The sequence below is a fragment of the Burkholderia vietnamiensis LMG 10929 genome (assembly GCF_000959445.1).
Lineage (GTDB): Bacteria > Pseudomonadota > Gammaproteobacteria > Burkholderiales > Burkholderiaceae > Burkholderia > Burkholderia vietnamiensis.
This window is the reverse complement of sequence record NZ_CP009630.1, coordinates 2,032,026-2,055,986: the sequence shown is the minus strand read 5'-3', so window position 1 is coordinate 2,055,986 and position 23,961 is coordinate 2,032,026. Positions and strand designations below refer to the sequence as shown.

Genomic DNA, 23,961 nt, shown 5'->3' with positions numbered 1-23,961 from the left:
CGATACGGCGGCAGCGCGCAACGGCGCGCCTGCCTCAGGTCAATTCGCGACGCCGTTCCCGCAGAACTGCTCGTACGCCTGCGCGCTGTTCGCGAAGCCGTGCGCGTGCGCGAGCTCCCACGGACGCTCGCATTGCTGCGTGTGCGCGCACCACGCGTAGCCGGCCGAGCCGATGCAGCCGTGCGCGTCGCGATCGCCGCCGAGCGCGGGCGGCGTGACCTGGGCGGTCTGCGTGCTCGGCGCGGACCGTCCGGCGACGTCCGGTGGAAGCGGCGACGGCGGTTCGGTGGTGCAGGCGGTCAATGCGAGCGCAAGCGCGAATGCGGCGCCGAGCGAGACGGAAGGCATGACGGGTTTCATGACGGGGTGCTCCATGGGATGACGATCGACGCGGATGCCGGCGCGGGCGGGAACGGACGCTTACGCATCGGGCACCGGCACGCGCGACGAGAACTTCACCTCGCGCAGCGCGAGGCTCGACTGAATCGACGACACGCCGGCCTGCTTCCTCAGCACGCGTTCGACGAACGTGGCATACGCGTCGAGATCGGACGCGACCACCTGAAGAATGTAGTCGGCCGCGCCGGTGATCTTGTGGCACGACGTCACTTCGTCGTGACCGCGCATCACGTCCTCGAAATGATCGGCGTCCTGGTCCGAATGCATGTTGAACGTGACGTGCACGAACGCGAACACGTTCATTCCGAGCGCGCGGCGGTCGAGATTGGCCTGATAGCCGGTGATCACCCGTTCGTCCTCGAGCCGCTTGCGCCGCCGCCAGCACGGCGTGACGCTCAACGACAGGCGCTCGCCGAGCGTCGCATTCGATAGCGCGCCGTCGTCCTGCAGCATGCGCAGCATCGCGCGGTCGACGCCGTCCAGTTCGAGCGGAGCGCGATTTTTGCTCATTGAGTGATCTCCGTAGGCGGTTTTTTCGAAATTGTAGGAAACGGCGAAGTCGAAAGCAAAACAATCGCCATCGGGCGTCGATAGACTGTCGCCTCAGTCACGCGTTTCACTGGAACGGCCAACCATGCTCACGATCTACAGCAGCGATCACCATCTGCATCGCGGCGTCGAACTGAAAGACGGCGCGATCACCGATTCGTTCGAAAACCCGCTGCGCGCCGAGACGGTGCTCGCGCAGGTGCGCGCGGCGGGCCTCGGCGACGTGCTCGTGCCGCGCGCGTTCGACCCCGCCTGCTACGCCGGCGCGCACAGCGCGCGTTACGTCGAGTTTCTTGCCGGTGCGTGGGACGAGTGGGCCGCGAGCGGCCGCAGCTGCCAGGCGCTGCCGCTGGTGTGGCCGGTGCGCGCGATGCCGTCGGCGGCGGCGCTGCCCGATTTCATCGACGGCAAGCTCGGCTTCTTCGCGATGGACGCCGGTGCGCCGATCAATGCCGGCACGTGGGACGCCGTGCGCGCGGGCGCGAATTCCGCGCTCACCGCGGCGGACCTGCTGTCGAACGGCGGCGCGCGTGCGGCGTTCGCGCTGTGCCGGCCGCCCGGTCATCATGCGGGTCGCGAATACATGGGCGGTTACTGCTATCTGAACAACGCGGCGATCGCCGCGCAGCGCGGCATCGCGAGCGGCGCTGCGCGCGTTGCGATAGTCGACGTCGATTTCCACCACGGCAACGGCACGCAGGACATCTTCTACGATCGCGCGGACGTGCTGTTCGCGTCGATCCACGGCGAGCCGGCCGTGTGCTATCCGTACTTCTCCGGCTACGCGCACGAGCGCGGCAGCGGCGCGGGCGACGGCTTCAACCTGAATCTGCCGTTGCCGAAGGGCACGCAGTGGGACGCGTATGCGCGCGCGCTCGAGCACGCGGCGGCAGCGGTCGCCGCGCATGCGCCCGATCTGCTGGTCGTATCGCTCGGCGTCGACACGTTCGAGCACGACCCGATCAGCCACTTCAAGCTGCGCTCGCCCGACTACCTGCGCATCGGCGAGGCGCTCGCGCGGCTGCGCGTGCCGACGCTGTTCGTAATGGAAGGCGGGTATATGGTCGACGAAATCGGCGTGAATGCGGTGAACGTGTTGCTTGGTTTCGAGGGACGGGCGTAGAGGTTGCGCTGCGTTGCTGACCCGCTGAACCGCTACACCGCCGCCTCGGCGATCAGCCGCGCGGCCATGCGGGCAACCGATCGAGGTACGGACTACGTGACGTACGCGACGCCGCGCATGCCGGAGCGTATCGCGCGGCGTGCCCTCGCGCGATACGCGCGGTCATGCACCGCGCCGCCTCACGACACCTGCGCGCGATGCGGATCGGCGCGTCGTTGCTGCTCGGCGTCGTGCACGATATGCAGCTCGCGGGTGCGGATCGGCAGTGCGCAGTCCGCATCGTCGAGCGTCTTGCGCACCTGGCGCGCGAGACGCCAGCGGGTCGCCCAGAACTTGTCGGTGTGGGTCCACACGCGCACGTTCGCGATCGCGGTGCTGTCGTCGAAGCGCATCACCATCACGTCGGGCGCAGGATCGCTCAGCACGTCGGGGTCGGCTTCGGCCAGCGCGCGCAGCGCGCCGAGTGCACGATCGATGTCGTCGTGCACCGACACCTCCACTTCGAGATCGAGACGGCGCGTCGGATTGCGCGTGTAGTTGCGGATCGAGCTGCCCCACAGCGCGCTGTTCGGCACGTATTCGCAGATGCCGTCGGGTTTGGTCAGCCGTGTCATGAACAGGCCGACCTCGTCCACGGTGCCCGCGACGCCGGTGCCGCCGTCGATGTAGTCGCCGACCTTGAACGGCCGCAGCAGCAACAGCATGATGCCGGCCGCGATGTTCTGCATCGTGCCTTGCAGCGCGAGGCCGATCGCGAGGCCGGCCGCGCCGAGCACCGCGACGATGCTCGCGGTTTCGATGCCGAGCTGCGACAGCGCGCCGACGATCGCGACGATGCGGATGCCCCACACGGCGACGTCGCAGAGGATCGGGCGCAGCGTGACGTCCACGCGCTCCTTGTTCGCGAGCAGACGGTTCAGCCAGTTGCCGATGCGCTTCGACAGCCACCAGCCGACGACGAGCAACGCGAGGCCGGCGCAAAGCCTGATCGAAAGCGTCGACAACGCGTTCCACAGGAACGTCCAGCGTTCCGGATGAAGATGATCGAGAAACATGACGGGATTCCGGTTCGATGACAAAAGGCGCGACGTGATGCACGGCTCGTCGTCGGACGGCGCTGCGCTCGCACGTCGGCAGCCCTCGACTGTACAACCTTCCCGTGCGCGGCGCGAACGCAACCGGGCGGGACGCATGCAGTGTCGCGCCGATCGTGCGCGCGCGTGCGCGGCCTGATACACCTGACAGGCGAACATTTTCCGGATTGGCGGTATCGTGCGGGCAGCGCGCGCGCGCGTTTCAGCGGCTTTTCAATCAACCGGCCCGCGACGGGCCTTCACGAGGAAAATGCGATGACGAAACCCGACTCACTGCGAGGCGACATCAAGGAGCAGGCCCAGGAAGCAGACCGACACAACCTGGCGCGCCCGGCGACGAACGGTGCGTTGTGGGCGCGCGGCCTGACGACGCAACGCGTCGCCGATCTGTTCAGAACGCTGGCCGGCCTGGCCGGCCACTGGATGCAGCTGCAGAACGAAGTCAACGCGGGCAATCGCTATTTCTACGGCGTGCAGAACGGCCACCAGACCACCGACGAAGGCAAGGAACTGATTCGGTGGATCGCCGATGCGGTGGTCAGCGCGGCGCAAAAGGCGTCGTTCGACTTCCCGTTGCAGCAGCTCCGCTTTACCGCCGACACCGGCTGGCTCAAGCTTCAGCGCGTGTCGGGGCGCGTGATGGTGATGTCGCGGCCGTGACGGTCGCCGCCGCGCGCATCACTGGCCGAAGTGCTGCGCCGCGGCGTCCTTCAGCCGTGCGGTCGTGATTTCACCCATGTGCGATTCGACGAGTTCGCCCTTCGCGTTGAAGAACAGTGTCGTGGGCAGGCCGCGCGATCCGTACGCATGCATCGCGCGCAGCGTCGGATCGAGCAGCACGGTGTCGAAGCGCAGCCCCTGCTGCGCGAGGAACGCGCGTACCGCCGACGCGCTTTCTCCCTGATTGAGCATCAGCACCGTGATGTCCGGCCGATCGCGCTGCACCTGTTCGAGAATCGGCATTTCGCGCCGGCAGGGCGCGCACCACGTCGCCCACAGATTCACGACGAGCGGCTTGCCGGCAAAGCGTTGCGGCAATACGGGCGTTCCATCGAGCGCCTGCAACTGCATTGCGGCGAACGGCGGCGCATTGCGCTGCAGCGTCGCGAGTGTGCCCAGCGCAATGCCCCATGCGGCCAGCCCGGCGACGATGCCGGCGGCGACGGGCCGGCGCAGCGCCGGCAGGCGGCGCAGCCGCCACACGGCGAACAGCAGCGCGGCCGCGAGGCCGATCCGCCAGTCGAAGCCGCCGTCGCCGAGCGCGACGATCGAACGCGGCGTGGCCGCGTATTCGCGCCACCATTGCGCGACATAGCCGATACGGGCGGCGACGAGCCCCAGCAGCAGCACGTCGAGGATCAGGCTCGACGCGCTCTTGTGCTGGCCGTCAGGCGGGCGGCGCTGAATCAGGCGGGCAACGAGCCACGCCAGCAATGCCGCGGCGGCTACCGCGACGACGCGGATCGAGAAGGGACCAAGGCTCAACATGCAGGCAAAGTTTCGGGGAACGAGGGATCGACCGGTGAACGCGACGCGGTCGACGCGTGATGCGGCGTTTCGACCCGGCGCGGCGCTTGCGGTTCCCGTCGTGATCGAGCGGCCTGCGCCGCGTTGCGGCGGCCGCTCGAATGGCGGATGCGATCGTTCAGGACGACGTCGCGTTCGCCGCTGTGCGGCGGCGTGCCCGACGATACGCGCGGCGCTCGCGCCGCAGCCCTGACTACCGGATGTCGCGGCCAACGCCGGCCGACGTGCCGCCGAGCCGGTACGCCGTGAAGAACTCATCCCATGGCGTGCCGTGACCGACGGGCACGCCGAGTGCCGTGGTGCGCTGCTTCAACGCGGCGAACACGTCGCCGATGCGCGCGGTCTGCGCGGCATCGCTGAACGGACGCTGCTTCGCGCGACCGGCCGCGAACGCGCCGTAGGCGATCGCGAGCAGACGTGGGCCGTCGTCGATCGAGAAAATCGCCCCGTTGATCGCTTCGACGAGGCGCGGCCGCTCGGCTTCGCGCGCTTCGGCGATGCACAGGAACACGAGCGCCGACACTTCGTGCAGGTCGTGCGCCCGCAACAATGCCGGCAGACGCGCGGCGATCCGCTCGGCCGGTTCTTCTTGCAGCGCGGTACCGAAGTCGACGACGGCGAGCATCGGATTGTCGTCGTGCACCACGCGCTCGAGCGCCGGTGCAGCGGCGCTCGCTGCCAACTGCGCGGCGTCGTCGGGTGCGCTGCGCAGCACGTCCGCCACCGGCTGCTGCCACGCCGGAAAGATCATCCGCACGTTGCCGAACTGCTCGCCGCCTTGCGCGGCCGGATTCCATCGATAGACGATCGTGCCGCCGTGGATGAACGGGGAATACAGATGCTCGGGCGTTTGCGGCAGCGGCCGCCGGTTGATCGGCAGCCACGCGAGCGTGAGCCAGTCGTAGCGGCCGGTGGCCGGCACCGCGGGGCTCGACGTCGCGACGACCTGCCAGGTGCCGCGGTTCGCATAGCGCCTGCGCGCATCGGGTACCGCGACGGTTTGGCGGGTCGCGGTGTCGAAGTAGGTGGGGCCGGTCACCGGCGCGCCGCTGTCGGCGGCCGGCGTGATGGTCGCGATGACCCACGCCGTGCCGTCGGCCGACCGGTAGTCGGACGGCCGCAACGTGGCGACGTCGTGCACCATGCGCGTTTCGGCGGCGACGGTGCTCGGCGGCAGGGCGGCGGAACCGGCGATGATGCTCGGCATGGATGTCCCTCGGAATGGGGTGCGTATCGCGCCACGCGGGCGATGGGCAACGGTGCAGGTCAGTCCCGTAACTGTAGAACGTCAGCGCGGGAAACGGAAACTGGCGCGGACGTGCCGTTGGTTTCGCGTACCGTGCCGCATCGTCCCGCACCGGCAGCGCGCAATGCGCATTCAGCGCGGCAGGACTTTCCGGTACACCACGAAGCCGGTCTTCTCGGCGACGGTGTCGTAGAGCCGCATCGCCGTGTGATTCGTCTCGTGCGTCTGCCAGTACACGCGTTCGGCGCGATGGGCGCGCGCCGCGTCGTACACGGCGCCGATCAGCGCCCGGCCGACGCCGCGGCCGCGTTCGCTTTCGAGCGTGAACAGATCCTGCAGGTAGCAGGTCGGGCCTTTCAGCGTCGTGCTGCGGTGATACAGAAAGTGCACGAGACCGACGAGTTGGCCGCCACGTTCGGCAACCCGTGCATGCACGGGTTCGTAGCCATCGAAGAAGCGCGACCACGTGAGCTGCGTGATCTCGAGCGGCAGTGCGGTGTCGCCAGCGCGGCCGTAGAAGCGGTTGTAGCCGTCCCACAGCGGCAGCCAGTTGTCGTAATCGTCTTCCCGGACCGGGCGTACGGTCAGGCCGGCGTCTGAACTGTTCATTGTCGTGCACCTCATCGTGGAGGAAGCGAAGCGTTGCGGGCGCGGCCGGAAAGGGAGACGGCCGTGACGGTGGAAACTCGGGCGGCAACTCGTGCAGGCCAATGGTGCGTATAACGTCGCGGGACACGATCGATTATGCCGCGTTGCATCGAACGTGAAGCGCGAAGCGCCGCCACGTGCGCGTCGGCCGCGTATCGCTACGCGCGTGCGCGAAAATGTCCGACAATACCGTCGCATGCTTGCCGTGCCGCTTCGGCGAGCCCGTTCAACCGCTGCATTGCTGCCGACGAGGTTGCCATGTCCCCGACGCCTGCCAGGGCACTGCTGAAAGCCGCCGATATCGCGAAGATGGAACCGGCGCGCGAAGTGCATCCGCTGAACCCCAATGCGGTCCGCCTGAAACGCCAGCTCGGCGACCCGACCGGCCTCACGCAGATCGGCGCGCACCTGCTGACGCTGACGCCCGGTCGCGAATCGGCCGAATATCACCGTCATCTGTACGAGGAAGAATGCGTGTACGTGCTGTCGGGCACGGGCACGGCCACGATCGGCGAGCGTGCGTACGAAATCGGGCCGGGCGATTTTCTCGGCTTTGCGCGCGGCGGCGAAGCGCACACGTTGCAGAACACCGGCGCCGCGCCGCTCGAACTGCTGATCATGGGGCAGCGCCTGGAACACGACGTGTGCGAGTATCCGAGAATCGGCAAGCGGCTTCACGTCGCGGGCGCGCTCGAGGATTTCGTCGACCTGCCCGGCCAGCCATAAGCCGCGCGTGCCCGCAGCGGCCGCCGTCGCGCTTATGATGCGGGAACGCCACTGACAGGATCGCATCCCATGGACGCGCCGCTTCCGCCGTTGAACGACCGGCTTTCCGAAACCGAACCCGAAACCGAAACCGCGGTCGAGCCGCGCGCGCTGCGCGTGCATCGGCCGGTCGCGCTCGTCACCGGATCGACGTCGGGCATCGGTGCGGCGATCGCGCGCCGCCTCGCGGCGGATGGCCATGCGGTGATCCTGCATTCGCGCAGTTCGGTCGACGCCGGGCGCGCGATGGCGCGGGAGCTCGGCGGCACGTACGTGCAGGCCGATCTCGCCGACGATGCCGAGCGCGTGCGGCTGATACGCGATGCGCTCGCGGTGCACGGCCGGCTCGACGTGCTGGTGAACAACGCCGGCGTGAGCCGCGTGATCGCACATGACGATCTCGCGGCCGCGACGCCCGACGTGTGGCGCGAGATGCACGAGATCAACGTGATCGCGCCGTTCCGGCTCGTGGCGCTCGCCCAGCCCGCGCTGCTCGACGCAGCGTCGCGCGGGCGCGCCGGTTGCGTCGTCAACGTCAGCTCGCATGCCGGGGTACGGCCGAAGGGCGCGTCGATTCCGTATGCGGCCGCGAAGGCCGCGCTCAATCACACGACGCGATTGCTCGCGCGCACGCTCGCGCCGGCGATCCGCGTCAACGCGGTGGCGCCCGGGCTCGTCGACACACCGCTCACGGCCGACTGGACCGATGCGCAGCGGCTCTGGCGCGAGCACGCGCCGATGCGTCGCGCCGCGTCGCCGGATGACATCGCGCAGACCGTCGCGATGCTCGTCGCGTCCGATTACATGACGGGCGAGATCGTGATGCTCGACGGGGGATTGAATCTGACGTGATGGGGGCGAGAGCGGCGAGGCCGTTTGATACCGGTGTCGGTGGCCGCGGCGACGTCGCCTTGAGCGCGTACTGATCGCAACCATTCGGTTTGCTTCGACAAGCAACGGGGCAGCCGAGTAGCAGCGACCAGAGCCCGCAGCCCGCACCGCGTTACCGCGTTACCCCAGCAACTGCCGCAGCACTCCCGCCGACACGACCCCGGCGATGACGGTCGGCAGGATCGACAGGCGCGTCGCCGCGGCCAGCGTGACGGCGAGCGCGACCAGATCGGCAGGCCGCGTCGACACGAACGCCGGTGCGATCACCGAAATCAGCACGCAACCGGGTACGTTCTCCATCACCGACGCCATGCGCGGGCTCAGCGTGCGGTTGCGCAGCAGCACATAGCCGAGTACGCGCGACAGATAGGTCGTCGACGCCATCAGCACGATGGTCGCGACCGTCGCGACGTCAGGCAGCATCGTGCTGCTCCCACAGCAGCGCGGCGAGCAGCCCCGCGCACGCGCCGGCCGCGACGTACCACGCGCCCGGCACCGCGATGTGCGTGGCGGCCGCGACGACGAGGCTCACTAACCACGGGCGGCTCGCACGCACGCCCTTCCACATGCCGCGCAGCAGCACCAGAAACACGGCAGTGAACGCCATGTCGAAGCCGTACTGCTCGACGTTGCCGATCGTCGGGCCGACCGCCGCGCCGAACGTCGTCATCGAGATCCACGTCAGGTACAGCCCCGCGCAGATGCCCGCGTAGTACGGCACGCTGATGTGCGAGGCCGATCGGGCGCGCGCATCGGCGAGCGACATCGCCCAGCTCTCGTCGCACATGAAGAACAGCGCGGCGAACGCGCGGCGCCGCGGCAGACGCCGGATGTACGGTGCCAACGCCGCACCCATCAGGATGTGGCGCGAATTGACGAGGAACGACATCGCGACGATCAGCGCGATGTGCGGCGGCGAAGTCCACAGATGGATCGCCGCGAATTCGGAGCCGCCGCCGAAGTTCAGGCCCGTCATCATCGGCACCTCGAACGGGCTCAGCCCTTTTTGCGCCGCCTGCGCGCCGAGCAGCAGCGCGAACGGCACGAAACCCAGCATGACGGGCAGCGCCGCGCGCAGCCCGCGACCCATCTCGGCGACATAGGCGGGCTTGTCGCGAAGCCCGGACGACGTGGAAATGCTACTGCTCATTACTCCTCCTTCGGGGGAGTGGGATTGTCTGCTTTTTTGACTCGAATCGGGTTGCGTTGTAGCTAGATATTTCCGAGAATTTGGCACTTAACGCGTGTTTTGATATTTTTTTGGAATCGGATGCCAATGAAGCTCGATGCGATCGATCGACGGATCCTCAGCGCTCTGCAGCGCGACGGCCGCATGCAGAACGTGGAACTCGCGCACGAGGTCGGGCTGTCGCCGTCGCCGTGCCTGCGGCGCGTGCGCTTGCTCGAGGAAGCCGGCGTGATCGAGAAGTACGTGGCGGTGCTGAACCCGGCGAAGGTCGGCAAGGGGCTGACGATCTTCACGCGCGTGTGGCTCAAGGGGCAGGACGCGGAGTCCGTGAATCGCTTCGCCGACGCCGTCCAGCAGATGCCGGAGGTCGTCGAATGTCATCTGATGGCCGGCGATTGCGATTTTCTGCTGCGCGTCGTGGCGGCGGACATCGACGATTACCGGCGCTTCCAGATGGAGTACCTGACGCGCATCCCCGGCGTCCTCAGCGTGAAGACCGACATCCCGATGCAGAAGGTGAAGCTCACGTCGGCGCTGCCGACGTAGCGCACGGCGGACGCGCCGCGCCGCATCGCCGTTTCGTCATCGGCCGGTGACGATCGCCCGCTACACTGTCGATGCAGTTTCGTTTCGTTTCGCCGCGTCGCGGCCGATGCGCGCGTCGGCTGCACCGGCAACTAACCGTCATCGCGCGACGATCGCCGCGCGGTGCGTTCTTCTGGTCGAGCCCGTCATGCAGCCACTCAACGATCCGTGGAATTCGCTGGAAATCGTCAAGCTCGTGCTCGGCGTGCTGACGCCGCTGTCGGTCGCGTGCCTCGGCTGGCTCGTCGCGCGCCGGCTGAAGCGGCTCGAGCTCGTGCAGTGGACCAACCAGCGGCTGATCGAGAAACGGCTCGCGCTGTACGACACGGTCGCGCCGCAGCTCAATGCGCTGCTGTGCTTCTACACGTGGATCGGCTACTGGAAGGACATCTCGCCGGACGACGTGATCCGCGCGAAGCGCGAACTGGACCGCACGTTCCACATCTATCGCTATCTGTTCGACGACGACGTCTACGACGCGTATCACACGTTCATCCACGCGCTGTTCGAAATGCACACGGGGCCCGGCCGCGACGCGCGGATTCGTTCGCTGATCCACGCGCCCGATGGCGACCGCAGCGTGCACGGCGCGTACGAATGGAAACCGGCATGGGTCGAGCGCTTCGCGACCGCGAACGTGACCGACAAGGCCGACGTGCTGCGTCACTACACGGCGCTGATGGAGCGGCTGCGCGTGGCGCTCGGCGCGAATCGCTGAGGATCGCGCGCGGGTTCGCCCGTTGCCGCATGCCGCCGCGCGTGGCGGCGTGCGGCTGCGTAACGGCGGGTGCCCGAAGCCGGCTTCGCGCACCCGCCGTTACGTCGTTGCGCGCTCAGTGCTGCGCGATCACGTCGATGCGCAGCGCTTCGCCGCCCGCGACGATCGCCAGCAGACGATCGACGTTCGGGTGGGCGCCCGGGCGGTTGCGTGCATCGGCCGTATGCTCGCCGAACACTGCGAGGCCGTGTTCGGCCGCTTTCGCGTCGAGCGTGCCGAACGCCTGCTGCAGATAGTTGTACACGGCGAGCGAGCCTTGCTTGCCCGGCTGGTTCTCGATGCTGGCGACTACCTCGCCGTTCGCGCCGACGAGGTCGATGCGTGCGATGCCGTCGATGGCCGGCAGTTGCGCGAGGTTGTCCTTGAATACTGCGGTCGGTTGAATCACTGAAACACTCCGTCGGTTCGGTCATGGGCCAATCGGGCCGTATCTTATCCGATCGCTATCCCGCAGAACGGGGCGCGTCAGCGGTAGCGGCAGCGGATCGCCCGTCCCGCCTCATCCGGATCGACCGGCGCGCCGGCCCGCCCGCCGCCGGCATCCCGCGCGCTTTTCCGCTACAGTAAGAAATCACCGGCCGCTCGTGCCGCGCACGCCGGCACGCGGCGGCCCCGTTCCGCCAATGCACACGAGGGCCTCGATGGAAACCGAGCAACGCTACACCGCCAACGCGCCGACGCGCGCGGAAGTCGACGCACTGACCGGTGCCACCGTCATCGAATTCGGCGCGAACTGGTGCGGCATCTGCGCGGCCGCGCAGCCCGCGATCGCCGCGTCGTTCGCTGCGCATCCTGCCGTGCGGCATCTCAAGATCGAGGACGGCCCCGGCCGCCCGCTCGGCCGTTCGTTCGGCGTGAAGCTGTGGCCGACGCTGGTGTTCCTGCGCGACGGCGTCGAAGTCGCGCGTGTCGTGCGTCCGGCCGACGCCACGCAGATCGAAGCCGACGGCTTCGCCGCACTCGCCTGAGGCCGTCGACATGCAACAGACCATCACGCACATCGCCGTCGAAGCGCGCGGCCGCGGCCTCGTCGAATTCACGCCGCAGGTGCGTGCGTTCGTCGACCAGCAAGCGATCCGCACCGGCCTGCTCACCGTGTTCTGCCGCCACACGTCGGCATCGCTGCTGATCCAGGAGAATGCCGATCCGTCGGTGCAGCGCGATCTCGAACGCTACTTCGCGACGCTCGCGCCCGAGGACGACACGCGTTACGAGCACGACACCGAAGGATCCGACGACATGCCCGCGCATCTGCGTACCGCACTCACGCAGGTGCAGCTGTCGATCCCGGTCGAACATGGCCGCATGGTGCTCGGCACGTGGCAGGGCATCTACCTGTTCGAGCATCGCCGTGCGGCGCACCGGCGCGATATCGTGCTGCATCTGATCGGCGAGTAGGCGCGGGCGTACTGCCGTCAGCCGGATAGCGTGTCGACGAGCGCGCCGAGTTCGTGCAGATGCACGGGCTTCGGCAGAAACGCATCGAATGCCTGTGGGTTCTCGCGCAGCGCCGCCGCCTCGTACGCGCTGACGCCGACGATCGACACGAGCCTGCCGTCGTCGTCCGGCTGGGCGACCGCGCGGATGCGCTGCGCGACTTCGAAGCCGCTCAGGTCCGGCAACTCGAGGTCGAGCACGACCAGGTCGTAATGCGCGTCGCCGAAGCGCGCGACGCCTTCGTGGCCGGTGCCGCACAGATCGGCGTCGATGCCGAGCGCCGACAGCATCGCGCCGAGTGTTTCGCGCGCATTGTCGTTGTCGTCGACCACCAGCGCGCGGCGGTTGCGATGCGCGGCGGCGGCGGGCCACGCGGGCATGTCGCCGGCCGCGTCGCCGGCGTCGGGCGTCTCGGCCGGCAGCGTCACGACGAACTCGCTGCCTTCGCCGACGACGCTGCGCACGTCCACATGGCCGCGCAGCGTCGTCACGATTTCGCGCACGACGGCGAGCCCCATCCCGATGCCGTCGACGTGCAGGCCGACCGCGTCGTTCGCGCGGTAGAACGGCTCGAAGATCTTCGGCAGATGCTGCCGCGCGATGCCCGCGCCGGTGTCGCGCACCACCAGCTTCAATTGCCGCCCGGCCGGCGCGTCGACCAGCGTGACCGACACGTCGACCGATCCGCCGACGGTGTACTTCACCGAGTTCTCGATCAGGTTCGACAGCACCTGCCGCAACAGCTTCCGATCCGAGCGGATCGCCAGATCGTGCGGTTCGACGCGCTGCGTGACGGCGATCTGCTTCGCCGCGATCTTCGCGCGCAACGGATCGAGCACCTCGGCGAGCAACGACGCGATGCCGACGGTTTCGGCTTCGGCGAGGCGCTTGGTCGAGCGCAGCTTGATGTAGTCGGTCAGGTCCTTGACGAGCGCCTCGAGCGACGACGCGGAGTTCTGCAGCCGCCGGATCGTCTTCAGGTTGGCGTCGGACTGCGGCCGCGCGAGCAGGATCTCGATCGACCCGCAGATCGCCTGCAGCGGCGTGCGCAGTTCGTGGCTGACCATCCCGAGGAACGCGTTCTTCGCCTCGATCATCTCGAACGCACGCTCGGACGCCTTGCGTTCGGCATCGAGCGCCGCGCGCTGCCGCGCGAGCAGGTTGTCGCGCGTGCGCATCGTGTAGAACAGCAGCAGGAACAGCGCGCACAGGATCACGCCGAGGATGATGCCGAGCGCGAGAATCGCGCGCTGCCGTTCCTTGAGCTGATGGAACGTGAAGTCGCGCTGCGCCATCTCGATCGCGCGGAAGTAGTTCGCGAGGCCATTGACCTTCGGCCAGTACGTGTTGACGTCGTCGATCATGCGGCGTGCGTCGTCGTGCGGCGCCGTGCGCAGCAGCGGCACGTCGTGCTTGAGGCGCGCCATGAAGGCGCCGAGCTCGGCGATCTCGTCGCGCGCGCGCGGAATGCGCAGCCAGTATTCGGACACTTCGGACGGCCGCTGCAGGAAGCCGAACGATACCGACAGGCTGTCGAGCTGCATCTGCACGCGATCGAAGTCGTCGTCCTCGTGCGTCGCGTAGAGAATCAGCTGACGCTCGAAGCGCGTATACGCGTTGCGGTATTGCGCGGCCGTCCAGAACACGCCTTCACGCGGGCCTTCGAGCACGCCCTCGTTGACCGACGTCGCGAGCAGGTCCCACAACAGGAACGCCCACGCCGCGAAGCCCAGCAGCCACAGCGATCCGAGGACCAGGATGAGCTTACGGTTCTTCCATTGCCCGCGCATCATGTCGTGCGCTTACTTCACGGTCAGGCCGATGATCTGCCATGCGAACTTCGCTTCGCCGAGCGGCGTCTTGAGCTCGTCCGGATAGTCGTCGCGCGGGTACATGATCCACAACGGGCCGTAGTTGTCGTTGCCGAGCACCTTGCCGTTCATCGTGCGCGCGAGGATCACGCCGTACTTGTCGGCGTCCGACACGGGAATCGTGAACGTGTATTCGTCGATGCAGCGGAACTCGATCTGCGTGCCGTGCGCATCGACCGTCTTCAGCACGTCGGACAGGCGCGGGCCGGTGAACGACGCCTTCGGCGTCCAGCTCGTCGACGTGACGATCGTGTACTGCGGCAGCGCCATCAGCGCCTGCTCGGAGAACACGTAGGTGGTCTTGCCGGGCTGGTTGCTGCGGCCGATGTCGCCGTCGACGGTGAACGTAAACGACGCGGCCCAGCACGCGACGGACATGCCGAGCAGGCCGGCCGTGAGCAGGGTCTTCATCCAGAGAGTCGAGATTCGCATGGCTGTTCCTTGGGGCGGGTTCGCGTGAGGGCCGGCTTGCGCCGGATGTCAGTTCGCGGGCGCGGCGGCGGCCGGCAGCGTGATCTTCAGTTCGCGCGCCACTTCGGCGAACAGGATCGGCAGGCGCACCGGCTTCTCCTCGCAGCGCGCGTTGTAGTGCGACACGATGTGCGCGATCTCGTCCTCGCTCGCTTCGCCGGTGGAGATCTTGCCGGTCAGCAGGAAGATCGGCGCGTCGCCGTTCTCGCTCGAGCGAATGCCGCGCACGAGCTCGGCGGCGGTCTGGTCGCCGAGCATCCAGTCGAGGATGTACGCGTCGAAATCCTCGACTTCCAGCGCTTTGCGAAACGATGCGCCGTCGTGGTACGGAATCGCGTTGACGCCCTTTTCGAGGAAGTACTCGCACACCGTCTCGGCCACGTCCACCGAATCGTCGACCACGGCGATGCGCGCCGCATAGACGGTCGGCTGGCTCGAGCGCAGCTCGATGACGTCGACCGGATAGGTGCGGCCTTCGCGCGCGTGCTCGCGTTCGGTGACGATCCATTCGCCCTGCCATTGCAGCGCGACGAAATCGGTGTCGATCTGGCTGCTCGCCTTCGCAGAGATCGCGGCGCGGCAGCGAAAGCGGCGCGACGCGATCACGAGCGTCGCATCGACCATCTCGGCGGCGGCCGGCTGCGTGCCCTTGTCGTCGAGCAGGATCGCGGGCGGCACGCCGAAGTGCGTCGCGATGTCCTGCAGCTGCGACAGGTTCCACGGGATCAGCCCTTTCATCTTGCGCGTGACGACCGAGAAGCTGAGGCCCAGCACGTTGGCGATCGTCGTGTTGTGGCTGCGCGGCGGAACACCGTTGCGCGTCAGCAGATCGCGCACCTTGGTTGCGGTGATGAGATCGACGTTGACCTGCTCGCTATTGGACATCTCGAAGGGGTCTCCTGCGGTTGAGCGACCGAGAGCATATTCAAAAGTGACGTGATATGCAAACTTTTAATTCGAGATACGCCTTGACATGTCATTTATCTCGATTATTATTGCCCACCGCGTCACTATTGTTTGTTGCGTCAGGTTTGGAGTCCGAATGTCGACCAATCGACACGGCGAAGCCGGCGTTGCGCAGGTGACAAAACAATCCGAAGAGAGCCTGAGAGAGCCTGAGAAAAGCTGGGACTGCGTGTCGGCGTGGGTGAATTGTATTCGCCCCGCCGCGCGCACACCCGCTGCGCGCGCACCGCATGCCGCGTGCGCCGGCGTGCGCTTCGCAGTACGCATTCTTCGCCGACGTTCACGGTGACGCGCAGCGACGCGCGTGCGCGCGCGATTCGACCACGCGATCGGTCCCGTCCGATCCGCCCCACCGGCGACTTGACGACGAAATATCGTTCAAGTTCAAAACGAACGTTCGAACGAGTCGTACGTGTACTAAAAGGATAATCCGCGACGGATTTCCGCGTCGTCATTTGGCATGATCGGCATTCGTCATCCGAATCTATCCGTCGACATGCCGGGCGCGGCCGCCGTTGCGCCGCGAGTCCGCCGCCCGGGCGTCGTCACGTCGCGCCATGCAAAACAGCACGCTCCAGTTCATTCGCCGCTATCAGAGCATTTCGATGTTCGGCGGCGGCATCGTCGTCACGATCCTGATCCTGATCGCCTGCGGGCTCGGCATCTCGTCGATCGTGTACGGCTATCTGGACGCCGAGCGGCGCAATTTCCTGAACGGCGTCGACGAGACCGCCGAGGAGCTGCAGGTCGCCGAAACCGCATTCGTCAACGACGTGATGAATGCGCAGCTGATCTGGAGCGAGACGGCGCCGGCGCCTGCCGATGTCGTCGACACTTTTTTCACACACGGCCAGGAACTCGCGGTCACACCGTATCAATCGCTCGTGGTCGGCGTGCCCGGCCAGACCGCGCAGCGTGACGAGGTCGCGCGCTATCTGGCGCTGTCGTTCATGCTGCCGCATCTGTGCGCGACGAGTGCGGACAATCGCGCATGCACGGTCGAGGGCTATCACTACAGTACGCGTACCGGTGTATTCGGCATCGTGCCGCGCCCGGCGCGCGACCACCCGGCGCTCGCGACCGCGCGCACGCGCGCGCAATTGCTCGCGGCGCTGCACGTCGATTTCGACGGGCCGATGCCCGCGCAGAGCGATGGCCGGCCGAGCGTGCGCTGGCTGCCGCCTTATGTCGACCCCGTGACGGGCCGCTCGCGCATCCGCATCGCCGCCCAGGCCCGCGCGGGCGGCGGCGCGTTCGCGGTGCTCGTCACCGAATACGCACCGGAGTACCTGCTGTCGTGGCTGCCGGATCGCGGCCTGGCCGGCCGGTTCTTCGTGGCGTCGGCGGACAACCGGCTCATCGCGATCGACCCGGCCGTCGAGCACACCGGCGCGCTGAACGCGCGCCTGCTCGCGCTCGACGTCGCCCGCGGCGACGAGTCGCTCGGCGAGCCGCTGTTTCGCAGCGGCTCGATCGTATTTCGCAGCCGGCTCGCGACGACCGGCTGGACCGTCGCGTACGTGCTGTCGTGGGGCGACGTCGTCCTGGGCGTCGGCGTGCAGGCCGCGGTGCTCGCCGCGGCGACGCTCGTGACGATCGCCGTGATGTGGCTGCTGCTCGTACGCTTTCACCGGCGCGTGCTCGCGCCGGTTTACGCGCGCTCCGCGCGCGTATTCGACAGCGAAGCGCTGTGCCGCAGCGTGATCGCGATGGCGCCGGTCGGTATCGGCCTCGTGTCGTTGTCCGACCGGCGCGTGATGCTCGCGAGCGACGCGCTCGTGCAGATGCTGCTGCCGCATGGCGGCGATCACCACGCGCTGTCGGCCCGCGTGCTCGAGCGATACGACGCGTTCGTCGCCGACGGGGGGCGCGGCCGCACGCTGGTGACGGAGCTCGCGGTCGACGCTCACGGCGATGCGCCGCTGCATCTGGAAATCATCGCGCACGCGGCGCGCTATCAGGGCGAGGACGTGCTGATCGCCGTATTCACCGACACGACCGCCCAGCGCCGGCTCGTGCAGCAACTGGAGGAAGCGGTGCGCGCGGCGGATTCCGCGAACGCGGCGAAGTCGTCGTTCCTCGCGGCGACGAGCCACGAGATCCGCACGCCGCTGAACGTGATCCTCGGCAACCTGGAGCTGCTCGAGCGCACCGCGCTCGACGCGTCGCAGCAGAGCCGCGTGCGCACGCTGCGCGCGTCGGCCGAGGGGCTGCTCGCGATCGTCAGCGACATCCTCGATTTTTCGAAGATCGAGGCCGGCGCGATGTCGGTCGAGTCGATCGAGTTCGAATTGATCGCGGTGATCGAGCAGCAGCTCGCCGCGTTCGCGCCGATCGCGAAGGCGAAAGGGCTGCCGCTGTTCGTCGAGATCGACGCGAGCGTCGAGCAGCGCATGCGCGGCGACCCGACGCGGCTCGCACAAGTCCTCGGCAACCTGCTGAGCAACGCGATCAAGTTCACGAGCGAAGGCCATATCGCCGCGCGCGTCGCAGTGTGGCCCGATGCGCGCGGCGTGCCCGAGGTCGAACTGAGCGTCGAGGACACCGGCATCGGCATCGAGCCCACGCAACGCGCGCGTTTGTTCAAGCCGTTCTCGCAGGTCGACGCATCGATCACGCGCCGCTACGGCGGCACGGGGCTCGGGCTGGCGCTGTGCGATCGGCTGGTGACGGCGATGGGCGGCACGTTGTCGGTCGACAGCACGCCGCAGGTGGGCAGCGTCTTCAGCGTTCATCTGCCGCTGCAGGCCGACATCGCGCCGACACGCCCGCTCGACGCGAGCCGCGGCCACGTGGTACTCGTCGTGTCGCAGGACGAGGCCTGGCGCAAGTTCGCGTCCGCGCATCTGCGCGCATGGGGTTTCGATGTCGCGGTACACGCGAGCCCGGTCGGGATCGCGGCCGAGCTCGTCGCGCGCGCTCGTGCGCTGGTGCTCGTCGGCGATGCCGACCGATGGCGGCGCGACGAACTGGACCGGGCCGGGCACGACACGCCGATCGTGCTGGCAACGCCCGATGGCCCGCTGCAACCGGATGTCGCTGGCCGCACGATTCGCGTATCGAGCTACTCGGTGAACGGGCTGCGCATGGCGCTTGAGCGCACGCTGAGGGCCGGCGGCGAGTCGCCGCATGCGCCGATTGCCGATCCGCACGCGGCTGCGACGGCGCCAGCGGAGTCGTTGCCGCGCGTGCTGGTCGCCGACGATGCCGCGATCAACGGCTCGATTTTCCTCGAGCAGCTGGCTGTGCTCGGCAGTCCGTTCGACTGCGTGTCGTCCGGCGCGGCCGCGCTCGACATGCTCGCGCGCGGCGACTGGGACGTGCTGCTGATCGCCGCGGAGCTTCCCGACATGCTCGCTCGGGAGCTGGTGGAAGCCGTCCATGCGCGCGCGCTGCCGTGCGACGTGATCGTCGTCGCGTCCCATCTGGGCCCCGACGACGCCAGGCTTTATGCCGCGGTGAAGGTGGACTGCGTATTGACGAAGCCGGTGATGCTCGCCGATCTGCGCCGCAGTCTGACGCGGATCGCACGCCGGCGCGGGATCGGTGTGCTGGTGGGCGCAATGAACGAGCGTTGTGTGGTTGGTAAGGCGCGGGCAACCGCGGATATGTCGGGAAGATAAGAAACCGACGCGTCACGGCGGCACAGACCGTCGGCGTCGATCATCGAAGGCAGACACGCCGCGTCGTGCGGGTGCGGTGTGATTTCGACTGAAGGAAGGGTACGGCCGTGCGCTATATGGGAAAGGTGTTCGGGCTGCTGCTTGCGTTCGCGACGTTGCCGGAGAAGTCCCGTCGGGATTTCCTGACCAGGCTGAACGAATTCATGATGATGTCGCCGGCGCAGCGGCGGCGCGTCATTGCCGAGTGGCAGCACGCCGCGGGCGAACGAGCGGGGCAGCCGGACGAGCCGGTGTCCGGACATTAGCGACTGCTGGCGATCGTGTCGCGCAGCACGTTGGATCGACGGCGTCGTCGGCGCCGCCGATCGGTTTTGCGCGAGCGTCGAGCGGCGGCGGATCGTGGCGCAACGCCCTGCGCGGTCATCTCGCCTCGCGACGGGTTCGTGTGGCGATCCTCGCTGCGGCAGGCCGCGAGGTGCGGTTGGCGCAAAGCGCGGCGCACCCGTTATTTTAGAATTGGACCGCGCGCCGCTCGGTCCGCCGAAGGCCGTAACACGAACCGTGTTGCGGAATCGATTCGAATTGCGACGCATTGTGCGACATCGCAGGTCGAGCGCCTGTATCGGGAGAAGAACGCAGATGGATGAATTTTTTGTGCGAGTGTTGGTGGCGGACGATCATCCGGCGTCAGCACTCGGGATGTCCCAGGCGCTCGCTGGGAGCAGCACGATCCGGTTGCTCGGCACTGTCTCGAATTCGACCGATCTGGTGGAAATGCTCGACGCGCAGCAGGCCGACGTGCTGGTCGTCGACTATGTGATGCCGGGCGGCAAGTACGGCGATGGGCTCGTGTTGCTGTCGTTTCTGCAACGGCGCTATCCGGCGCTGCATCTCGTGACGATCACGATGATCGACAACCCGAGCGTGCTGCATGCGATTCAACGGCAGGGCGTCGGCTGCATCCTCAGCAAGTCCGACGCGATTTCGCATCTGGTGGGCGCGGTGCATGCGGCTTACGTCGGCGCGAACTATGTGTCTCCCGTCGTCAAGCAATTGCTGACCTGCACCGAAGCGCCGACCGGCGCGCGGACGCTGACGGCGCGCGAGATCGAGGTCGTGCGGTTGTACGGGGCCGGGCTGACGGTGGGTGAGATTGCCGTCCAGCTGCATCGCAGCAAGCAGACGATCAGCTCGCAGAAGTCGAGCGCGATGAAGAAGCTCGGCATCGTGCGCGACGCGGACCTGATTCGCTATGCGAGCGAACGCGAGCTTCCGGATGCGGGCGGGGCGGATGCACCCGTAAGCGATGCGTAGTCGCCGCATGCGTGCTGCGACGATGCCGATTCGGCGGCGCATCCCGGCCGGTGGTTTCGGCTTCGGCTTCCGGTTCAGCGTAAAGGAGCGCCCATGCCAGCCGAGCTGAAGCGCATCGCGAGTCAGGTCGCGAATGCGGGGCGCAAGCCGTTCGAGCCCGGCCGCGCGCGTCGCTACCAGCAGTTGCTGCTGTACGGCGGCGGCTTCGCGGTGACGCTGTTCATCCTGATGTGCGCGCTGCTCGTCACGCGGCTCGACGTGCAGGACTATCGCGCGCAGGCCCGTTTGACGTTCCTTTATCGCAAGGCGCAATTCTCCCGCACGCTGGAGATGGCCGACATGGTGCTCGCGACCTATGGCGGCAGGATCGAGCAGCTGTGGAATCAGGGCGCGCGGCCGTCTGCCGATGCGCTCGCGCAATTCTCTGCTGCCGGCGGCGTGCTGGGTGCGAGCAACGGCGACGGCAGCGAGACGCTGCTCGCGCTCGCGCGGCTCACGCCGGATCGTCCCGCACCATCGTATGCGCGCTATCTCGGCGCGCTGTTCGGTCTGGTCCGGCAGGACGATCGATCCGGGCACGTGCTGCCGCCGGCGCTCGTGTCCGGCGGCGAACCGCTCGGTGGCTATCTGATCGGGCTCGATGCGCCGTTTCTGGCCGTGCTCGGCACCGAACTCGTGCCGCGCGCGCACACGCTCGAGCCCGGCACCGACCTGCACACGCTGATCGACGGGCTGATGCCGACCGGCATCGCACGGCAGAAGACGCTGATGCAGAGCCGTCCGTTCGTGTTCGATCGACGCCTCGATCCGCTGTCGGGCCGGGTCGTCATGCGCTTCGCGCGCCGGCTCGACGATGCGGCCGGCCGGCCGTTCGGCTGGCTGGTGATCAACGGCTTGCATCGTGTCGACGACGTGATGGCGCCGCGTTCCGACGACGAAGACGTTGCGATCGTCGACGCGCGCCATGACATCGTGTTCGGACGCGAGCGCGACCGGTCGATGATCGAGCGCGCGTTGCACGACGCGCGCGCGCCGCTCGGCGATCACGTCGCGGTGCGGCGCGTCGGCGCGCGCTTCGTCGTCTACGATCGCCTGCCGGGCACAGGCCTCGTGATGATGACGAGCTTCTCGTGGCGCAGCATGGTGCGGGAGATGCGTGTCGGCTTGGGCATCACGTTCGGCGCGGCGCTGCTCGGGATCGTGCTGCTGTGGTCGGCGATCGTGCTGTTCGATCGTCGCGCGCTGCGCCCCGCGCATCGGCGTGCGATCCGCCTGATCGAGAGCGAGGCGTTCAACCGCACGCTGGCCCGTCATGCGCCCGCGGGTTTGTTGCTGCTGTCGGCGGCGGACGGTGAGACGATGGTGCACAACGACGCGGTGCGCGCGTACGACGGCGGCGCGGGCGGCCAGCGGCTCGGCAAGCGCATCTGGCAGGCGTACCTTGAGCGCGCGGCGGCCAGCGACGGCAGGCTCGACGTGATGCAGCACGAACTGGCGGTCGAGCAAGCGGACCACGGCAAGGTTTATCTGGCATTGCAGGTCGTACGGACGATGTTCCACGGCGTCGACGTGCTGCTGTGCACGCTGACCGACGTCACCGCGCGCAAGCTGACCGAAGACAAGCTGAAGGAGGCGCGCACCGCGGCCGAGGATGCGAACAAGGCGAAATCGACGTTCCTCGCGACGATGAGCCACGAGATCCGCACGCCGCTGAACGCGATCGTCGGCAATCTCGAATTGATGGCGCGCGCGCAATTGCCGTTGGCGGAACGGCGACGGTTGCAGACGGTGATGTCGTCGTCGGATGCGTTGCTGCACACCATCAACGACGTACTCGACCTGTCGAAGGCGGAATCGAACCAGATGGCACTCGAAGCCGTTCCGTTCGATTTGCGCGCGGTGCTGCACGAAGTTGCGGCGATTTTTCGTGCGCTCGCGGACGCGAAGCATCTGCGGCTCGAATGCGTGATCGCGGCCGGGCTCGGCGACGGGTACGTCGGCGATCCGGCCCGCGTGCGGCAGATCGTTTCGAACCTCGTCAGCAACGCGATCAAGTTCACCGAGCATGGCAGCGTGACGGTCGAAGCGCTGCCGGCAGCCGTGCCGGGGCGCGGTGTGGAAATCGTGGTGCGCGATACGGGCATCGGCATCGAGCCGGACAGCATGCCGACGTTGTTCGACGTCTATGTGCAGACCGATGCGTCGATTTACCGGCGCTTCGGCGGCACGGGGCTCGGGTTGCCGCTGTGCCGGCGTCTCGCACGGCTGATGGGCGGCGACGTGACGGTCGAAAGCCGGCCGGGGGCGGGCGCCGTGTTTACGGCATCGCTGCCGCTGGCCGATGCGCCGTTGCGGGGGCGCGCAGCGGTTGATGCAAGGGCGAGCGGCGCGAAAGGGGCCGGGGCGCGTCGCGCGGAGGTGGCCGGCGCTGAGGCAACTGAGGCTGAGGTAACGGGAGCCGACGCGGCTCGGGTCGACGGAACTGGAGCCGATGGAACTGGGGCCACGGGAACGGAAGCCGACGGAACTGGCGCGGAGGGAACGGAAGCCGAGGCACCCGGAGCCAGCGGAACAGAAGCCAACAGAACCGGACCCGACGCAATGGCGGCCGCAACGAGGGCCGCTGCCATACGTATGAATGCAACGAGCCGCCCCGCGGCGACTCCCAAACCGACAGAAACCCATACCCCCACGTCGGCGCTCTCACCCGCGCAGCCCCCGGCACCAGAGAGCAGCGCCGACGGCGAAACGCCGCTGCGCGTGCTCGTCGCGGAAGATCATCCGGCGAGCCGCGCCTTGCTGCGCGACCAGCTCGACGCGCTGCACTGCGATGCGACGCTGGTGTCGAACGGCATCGAAGCGATGCGCGCGTTTTTCGCGCAGCCGTTCGACGTGGTGCTGACCGATCTCGGCATGCCCGAACTCGACGGCTTCGCGCTCGCGAATTGTCTGCGCGAACAGGGTGCGAAGGTGCCGGTGATCGCGATGACCGCGCATGCCACGGACGAAGACCGTCGCCGCTGCGCGCAGGCCGGTGCGGTGGAAGTGGTGCTCAAGCCGCTGTCGATCGATGCGCTCGACGCGGTGCTGACGCGGCACGCGAGGCGCGCTGCGGCGGCCCGGTCGTCTACGGGCGATTCTGCCGATTCGGGCGACCGGCCGATACCGCCGATGACCGACGAGATCCGCGAGAATTTGCGGACCGCGACGCTGCTGTCTCTGGCATTGATCGACGACGCGCTGCCGCGCGGAGACGTCGAGCGCATCCGCGTGGAGCTGCATTCGATGCGCGGCGGTTTCGCGCTGGCCGGCGATATCGTCGCTGGCGCCGCTTGCGCGCATGCCGAGCGGATCTTCTCGCAGGGCCGAACCGCCGCGCTGCGGGCGGCATGGCCGGCGTGTCGCGCGGCCATCGAGCGGTCGGCCGAGCGTCTGCGTGCAGCCGGCTCGGGAACAGGGAGCGAGCCCGCATGAAGCAAGTGGGG

At 67.8% G+C, this 23,961-nt stretch carries 24 protein-coding genes; 12 read left to right on the top strand and 12 right to left on the bottom strand.

The window, feature by feature from the left end:
* Positions 1-39: 39 nt before the first annotated feature.
* The gene (locus AK36_RS09055) at positions 40-360 is read right to left on the bottom strand and encodes a hypothetical protein (protein WP_045578315.1); all 321 of its coding nucleotides are present in this window, start codon (positions 358-360) and stop codon (positions 40-42) included.
* Positions 361-420: 60 nt separating this feature from the next.
* Entirely contained in the window at positions 421-909 is a 489-nt protein-coding gene (locus tag AK36_RS09050) for an Lrp/AsnC family transcriptional regulator (RefSeq protein WP_011881247.1), read from the bottom strand.
* 124 nt (positions 910-1,033) lie between these two features.
* Here AK36_RS09050 and AK36_RS09045 point away from each other — a divergent pair, with 124 nt between their 5' ends.
* Complete coding sequence (locus AK36_RS09045) at positions 1,034-2,071, top strand: histone deacetylase family protein (protein ID WP_045578314.1); 1,038 nt, start codon at positions 1,034-1,036, stop codon at positions 2,069-2,071.
* A 179-nt stretch (positions 2,072-2,250) separates the two neighbouring features.
* Here the strand turns inward: AK36_RS09045 and AK36_RS09040 are convergent, their stop codons facing one another.
* Positions 2,251-3,126: a mechanosensitive ion channel family protein gene (locus AK36_RS09040; RefSeq protein WP_011881249.1), complete on the bottom strand. Its 876-nt coding sequence runs from the start codon at positions 3,124-3,126 to the stop codon at positions 2,251-2,253.
* A 294-nt stretch (positions 3,127-3,420) separates the two neighbouring features.
* Between AK36_RS09040 and AK36_RS09035 the strand changes: the two genes are divergently transcribed.
* Positions 3,421-3,825 (top strand): hypothetical protein, encoded by a 405-nt coding sequence (locus tag AK36_RS09035; protein ID WP_034193777.1) that lies wholly within the window; start codon positions 3,421-3,423, stop codon positions 3,823-3,825.
* Positions 3,826-3,843: 18 nt separating this feature from the next.
* Here AK36_RS09035 and AK36_RS09030 read toward each other — a convergent pair whose 3' ends face one another.
* The 3 genes from AK36_RS09030 to AK36_RS09020 all read right to left on the bottom strand — a co-directional run bounded on the left by AK36_RS09030 (position 3,844) and on the right by AK36_RS09020 (position 6,547).
* The gene (locus tag AK36_RS09030) at positions 3,844-4,653 is read right to left on the bottom strand and encodes a TlpA family protein disulfide reductase (RefSeq protein WP_034193703.1); all 810 of its coding nucleotides are present in this window, start codon (positions 4,651-4,653) and stop codon (positions 3,844-3,846) included.
* A gap of 232 nt (positions 4,654-4,885) precedes the next feature.
* The gene (locus AK36_RS09025; RefSeq protein ID WP_045578313.1) at positions 4,886-5,899 is read right to left on the bottom strand and encodes a hypothetical protein; all 1,014 of its coding nucleotides are present in this window, start codon (positions 5,897-5,899) and stop codon (positions 4,886-4,888) included.
* Between the two features lie 171 nt (positions 5,900-6,070).
* Positions 6,071-6,547, bottom strand: coding sequence for a GNAT family N-acetyltransferase (locus AK36_RS09020; protein WP_045578312.1), 477 nt, complete (start codon positions 6,545-6,547; stop codon positions 6,071-6,073).
* A 297-nt stretch (positions 6,548-6,844) separates the two neighbouring features.
* Between AK36_RS09020 and AK36_RS09015 the strand changes: the two genes are divergently transcribed.
* Both AK36_RS09015 and AK36_RS09010 read left to right on the top strand, forming a co-directional pair.
* Entirely contained in the window at positions 6,845-7,312 is a 468-nt protein-coding gene (locus AK36_RS09015; protein ID WP_011881255.1) for a cupin domain-containing protein, read from the top strand.
* A 69-nt stretch (positions 7,313-7,381) separates the two neighbouring features.
* Positions 7,382-8,203 (top strand): SDR family NAD(P)-dependent oxidoreductase, encoded by an 822-nt coding sequence (locus tag AK36_RS09010; RefSeq protein ID WP_045578311.1) that lies wholly within the window; start codon positions 7,382-7,384, stop codon positions 8,201-8,203.
* A 159-nt stretch (positions 8,204-8,362) separates the two neighbouring features.
* On the opposite strand, the gene AK36_RS09005 is transcribed toward AK36_RS09010, so the two are convergent.
* Together AK36_RS09005 and AK36_RS09000 are read right to left on the bottom strand one after the other, a co-directional pair.
* On the bottom strand, positions 8,363-8,665 hold the full coding sequence (locus tag AK36_RS09005; protein ID WP_011881257.1) for an AzlD family protein: 303 nt from the start codon (positions 8,663-8,665) through the stop codon (positions 8,363-8,365).
* Positions 8,655-9,392, bottom strand: coding sequence for an AzlC family ABC transporter permease (locus AK36_RS09000; protein ID WP_045578310.1), 738 nt, complete (start codon positions 9,390-9,392; stop codon positions 8,655-8,657). The genes AK36_RS09005 and AK36_RS09000 overlap by 11 nt, the downstream gene beginning before the upstream one ends.
* Positions 9,393-9,518: 126 nt before the next feature.
* Between AK36_RS09000 and AK36_RS08995 the strand changes: the two genes are divergently transcribed.
* Both AK36_RS08995 and AK36_RS08990 read left to right on the top strand, forming a co-directional pair.
* Positions 9,519-9,977 (top strand): Lrp/AsnC family transcriptional regulator, encoded by a 459-nt coding sequence (locus AK36_RS08995; protein ID WP_009691375.1) that lies wholly within the window; start codon positions 9,519-9,521, stop codon positions 9,975-9,977.
* Between the two features lie 187 nt (positions 9,978-10,164).
* Complete coding sequence (locus tag AK36_RS08990; RefSeq protein WP_045578476.1) at positions 10,165-10,734, top strand: hypothetical protein; 570 nt, start codon at positions 10,165-10,167, stop codon at positions 10,732-10,734.
* 115 nt (positions 10,735-10,849) lie between these two features.
* Here the strand turns inward: AK36_RS08990 and AK36_RS08985 are convergent, their stop codons facing one another.
* Entirely contained in the window at positions 10,850-11,182 is a 333-nt protein-coding gene (locus AK36_RS08985; protein WP_011881261.1) for a DUF2322 family protein, read from the bottom strand.
* Positions 11,183-11,435: 253 nt separating this feature from the next.
* On the opposite strand from AK36_RS08985, the gene AK36_RS08980 reads away from it, so the two are divergent.
* Positions 11,436-11,762 (top strand): thioredoxin family protein, encoded by a 327-nt coding sequence (locus AK36_RS08980; protein WP_011881262.1) that lies wholly within the window; start codon positions 11,436-11,438, stop codon positions 11,760-11,762.
* Positions 11,763-11,772: 10 nt separating this feature from the next.
* On the top strand, positions 11,773-12,192 hold the full coding sequence (locus tag AK36_RS08975; protein ID WP_014724354.1) for a secondary thiamine-phosphate synthase enzyme YjbQ: 420 nt from the start codon (positions 11,773-11,775) through the stop codon (positions 12,190-12,192).
* Positions 12,193-12,209: 17 nt separating this feature from the next.
* Here the strand turns inward: AK36_RS08975 and atsR are convergent, their stop codons facing one another.
* From atsR to AK36_RS08960, 3 genes are read right to left on the bottom strand one after another with little or no spacing between them, the layout of a single operon-like run.
* Positions 12,210-14,024, bottom strand: a complete 1,815-nt coding sequence (gene atsR / locus AK36_RS08970) for a hybrid sensor histidine kinase/response regulator AtsR (protein ID WP_045578309.1) — start codon at positions 14,022-14,024, stop codon at positions 12,210-12,212.
* 9 nt (positions 14,025-14,033) lie between these two features.
* Positions 14,034-14,534: a putative pterin-binding protein gene (locus tag AK36_RS08965; RefSeq protein ID WP_045578308.1), complete on the bottom strand. Its 501-nt coding sequence runs from the start codon at positions 14,532-14,534 to the stop codon at positions 14,034-14,036.
* 48 nt (positions 14,535-14,582) lie between these two features.
* A complete protein-coding gene (locus tag AK36_RS08960) occupies positions 14,583-15,458 on the bottom strand; it encodes a response regulator (RefSeq protein WP_014724356.1) in 876 nt (291 codons plus the stop codon).
* Between the two features lie 638 nt (positions 15,459-16,096).
* On the opposite strand from AK36_RS08960, the gene AK36_RS08955 reads away from it, so the two are divergent.
* The 4 genes from AK36_RS08955 to AK36_RS08940 all read left to right on the top strand — a co-directional run bounded on the left by AK36_RS08955 (position 16,097) and on the right by AK36_RS08940 (position 23,950).
* On the top strand, positions 16,097-19,162 hold the full coding sequence (locus tag AK36_RS08955) for an ATP-binding protein (protein WP_034193695.1): 3,066 nt from the start codon (positions 16,097-16,099) through the stop codon (positions 19,160-19,162).
* A 116-nt stretch (positions 19,163-19,278) separates the two neighbouring features.
* Positions 19,279-19,467, top strand: a complete 189-nt coding sequence (locus AK36_RS08950) for a hypothetical protein (RefSeq protein WP_085954502.1) — start codon at positions 19,279-19,281, stop codon at positions 19,465-19,467.
* Positions 19,468-19,801: 334 nt separating this feature from the next.
* On the top strand, positions 19,802-20,476 hold the full coding sequence (locus AK36_RS08945) for a response regulator (protein WP_011881268.1): 675 nt from the start codon (positions 19,802-19,804) through the stop codon (positions 20,474-20,476).
* Between the two features lie 93 nt (positions 20,477-20,569).
* On the top strand, positions 20,570-23,950 hold the full coding sequence (locus tag AK36_RS08940) for an ATP-binding protein (protein ID WP_045578307.1): 3,381 nt from the start codon (positions 20,570-20,572) through the stop codon (positions 23,948-23,950).
* Positions 23,951-23,961 lie beyond the last annotated feature (11 nt).

Coding starts and splice junctions, on each gene's coding strand:
- AK36_RS08995 (WP_009691375.1), top strand. CDS start 9,519: ATGAAGCTCGATGCGATCGATCGACGGATCCTCAGCGCTCTGCAGCGC.
- AK36_RS08975 (WP_014724354.1), top strand. CDS start 11,773: ATGCAACAGACCATCACGCACATCGCCGTCGAAGCGCGCGGCCGCGGC.
- AK36_RS09025 (WP_045578313.1), bottom strand. CDS start 5,899: ATGCCGAGCATCATCGCCGGTTCCGCCGCCCTGCCGCCGAGCACCGTC.
- AK36_RS08940 (WP_045578307.1), top strand. CDS start 20,570: ATGCCAGCCGAGCTGAAGCGCATCGCGAGTCAGGTCGCGAATGCGGGG.
- AK36_RS09045 (WP_045578314.1), top strand. CDS start 1,034: ATGCTCACGATCTACAGCAGCGATCACCATCTGCATCGCGGCGTCGAA.
- AK36_RS09005 (WP_011881257.1), bottom strand. CDS start 8,665: ATGCTGCCTGACGTCGCGACGGTCGCGACCATCGTGCTGATGGCGTCG.
- AK36_RS08965 (WP_045578308.1), bottom strand. CDS start 14,534: ATGCGAATCTCGACTCTCTGGATGAAGACCCTGCTCACGGCCGGCCTG.
- AK36_RS09020 (WP_045578312.1), bottom strand. CDS start 6,547: ATGAACAGTTCAGACGCCGGCCTGACCGTACGCCCGGTCCGGGAAGAC.
- AK36_RS09000 (WP_045578310.1), bottom strand. CDS start 9,392: ATGAGCAGTAGCATTTCCACGTCGTCCGGGCTTCGCGACAAGCCCGCC.
- AK36_RS09010 (WP_045578311.1), top strand. CDS start 7,382: ATGGACGCGCCGCTTCCGCCGTTGAACGACCGGCTTTCCGAAACCGAA.
- AK36_RS08945 (WP_011881268.1), top strand. CDS start 19,802: ATGGATGAATTTTTTGTGCGAGTGTTGGTGGCGGACGATCATCCGGCG.
- AK36_RS08960 (WP_014724356.1), bottom strand. CDS start 15,458: ATGTCCAATAGCGAGCAGGTCAACGTCGATCTCATCACCGCAACCAAG.
- AK36_RS09050 (WP_011881247.1), bottom strand. CDS start 909: ATGAGCAAAAATCGCGCTCCGCTCGAACTGGACGGCGTCGACCGCGCG.
- AK36_RS09035 (WP_034193777.1), top strand. CDS start 3,421: ATGACGAAACCCGACTCACTGCGAGGCGACATCAAGGAGCAGGCCCAG.
- atsR (WP_045578309.1), bottom strand. CDS start 14,024: ATGATGCGCGGGCAATGGAAGAACCGTAAGCTCATCCTGGTCCTCGGA.
- AK36_RS09015 (WP_011881255.1), top strand. CDS start 6,845: ATGTCCCCGACGCCTGCCAGGGCACTGCTGAAAGCCGCCGATATCGCG.
- AK36_RS09055 (WP_045578315.1), bottom strand. CDS start 360: ATGAAACCCGTCATGCCTTCCGTCTCGCTCGGCGCCGCATTCGCGCTT.
- AK36_RS08980 (WP_011881262.1), top strand. CDS start 11,436: ATGGAAACCGAGCAACGCTACACCGCCAACGCGCCGACGCGCGCGGAA.
- AK36_RS08990 (WP_045578476.1), top strand. CDS start 10,165: ATGCAGCCACTCAACGATCCGTGGAATTCGCTGGAAATCGTCAAGCTC.
- AK36_RS09030 (WP_034193703.1), bottom strand. CDS start 4,653: ATGTTGAGCCTTGGTCCCTTCTCGATCCGCGTCGTCGCGGTAGCCGCC.
- AK36_RS09040 (WP_011881249.1), bottom strand. CDS start 3,126: ATGTTTCTCGATCATCTTCATCCGGAACGCTGGACGTTCCTGTGGAAC.
- AK36_RS08955 (WP_034193695.1), top strand. CDS start 16,097: ATGCAAAACAGCACGCTCCAGTTCATTCGCCGCTATCAGAGCATTTCG.
- AK36_RS08950 (WP_085954502.1), top strand. CDS start 19,279: ATGGGAAAGGTGTTCGGGCTGCTGCTTGCGTTCGCGACGTTGCCGGAG.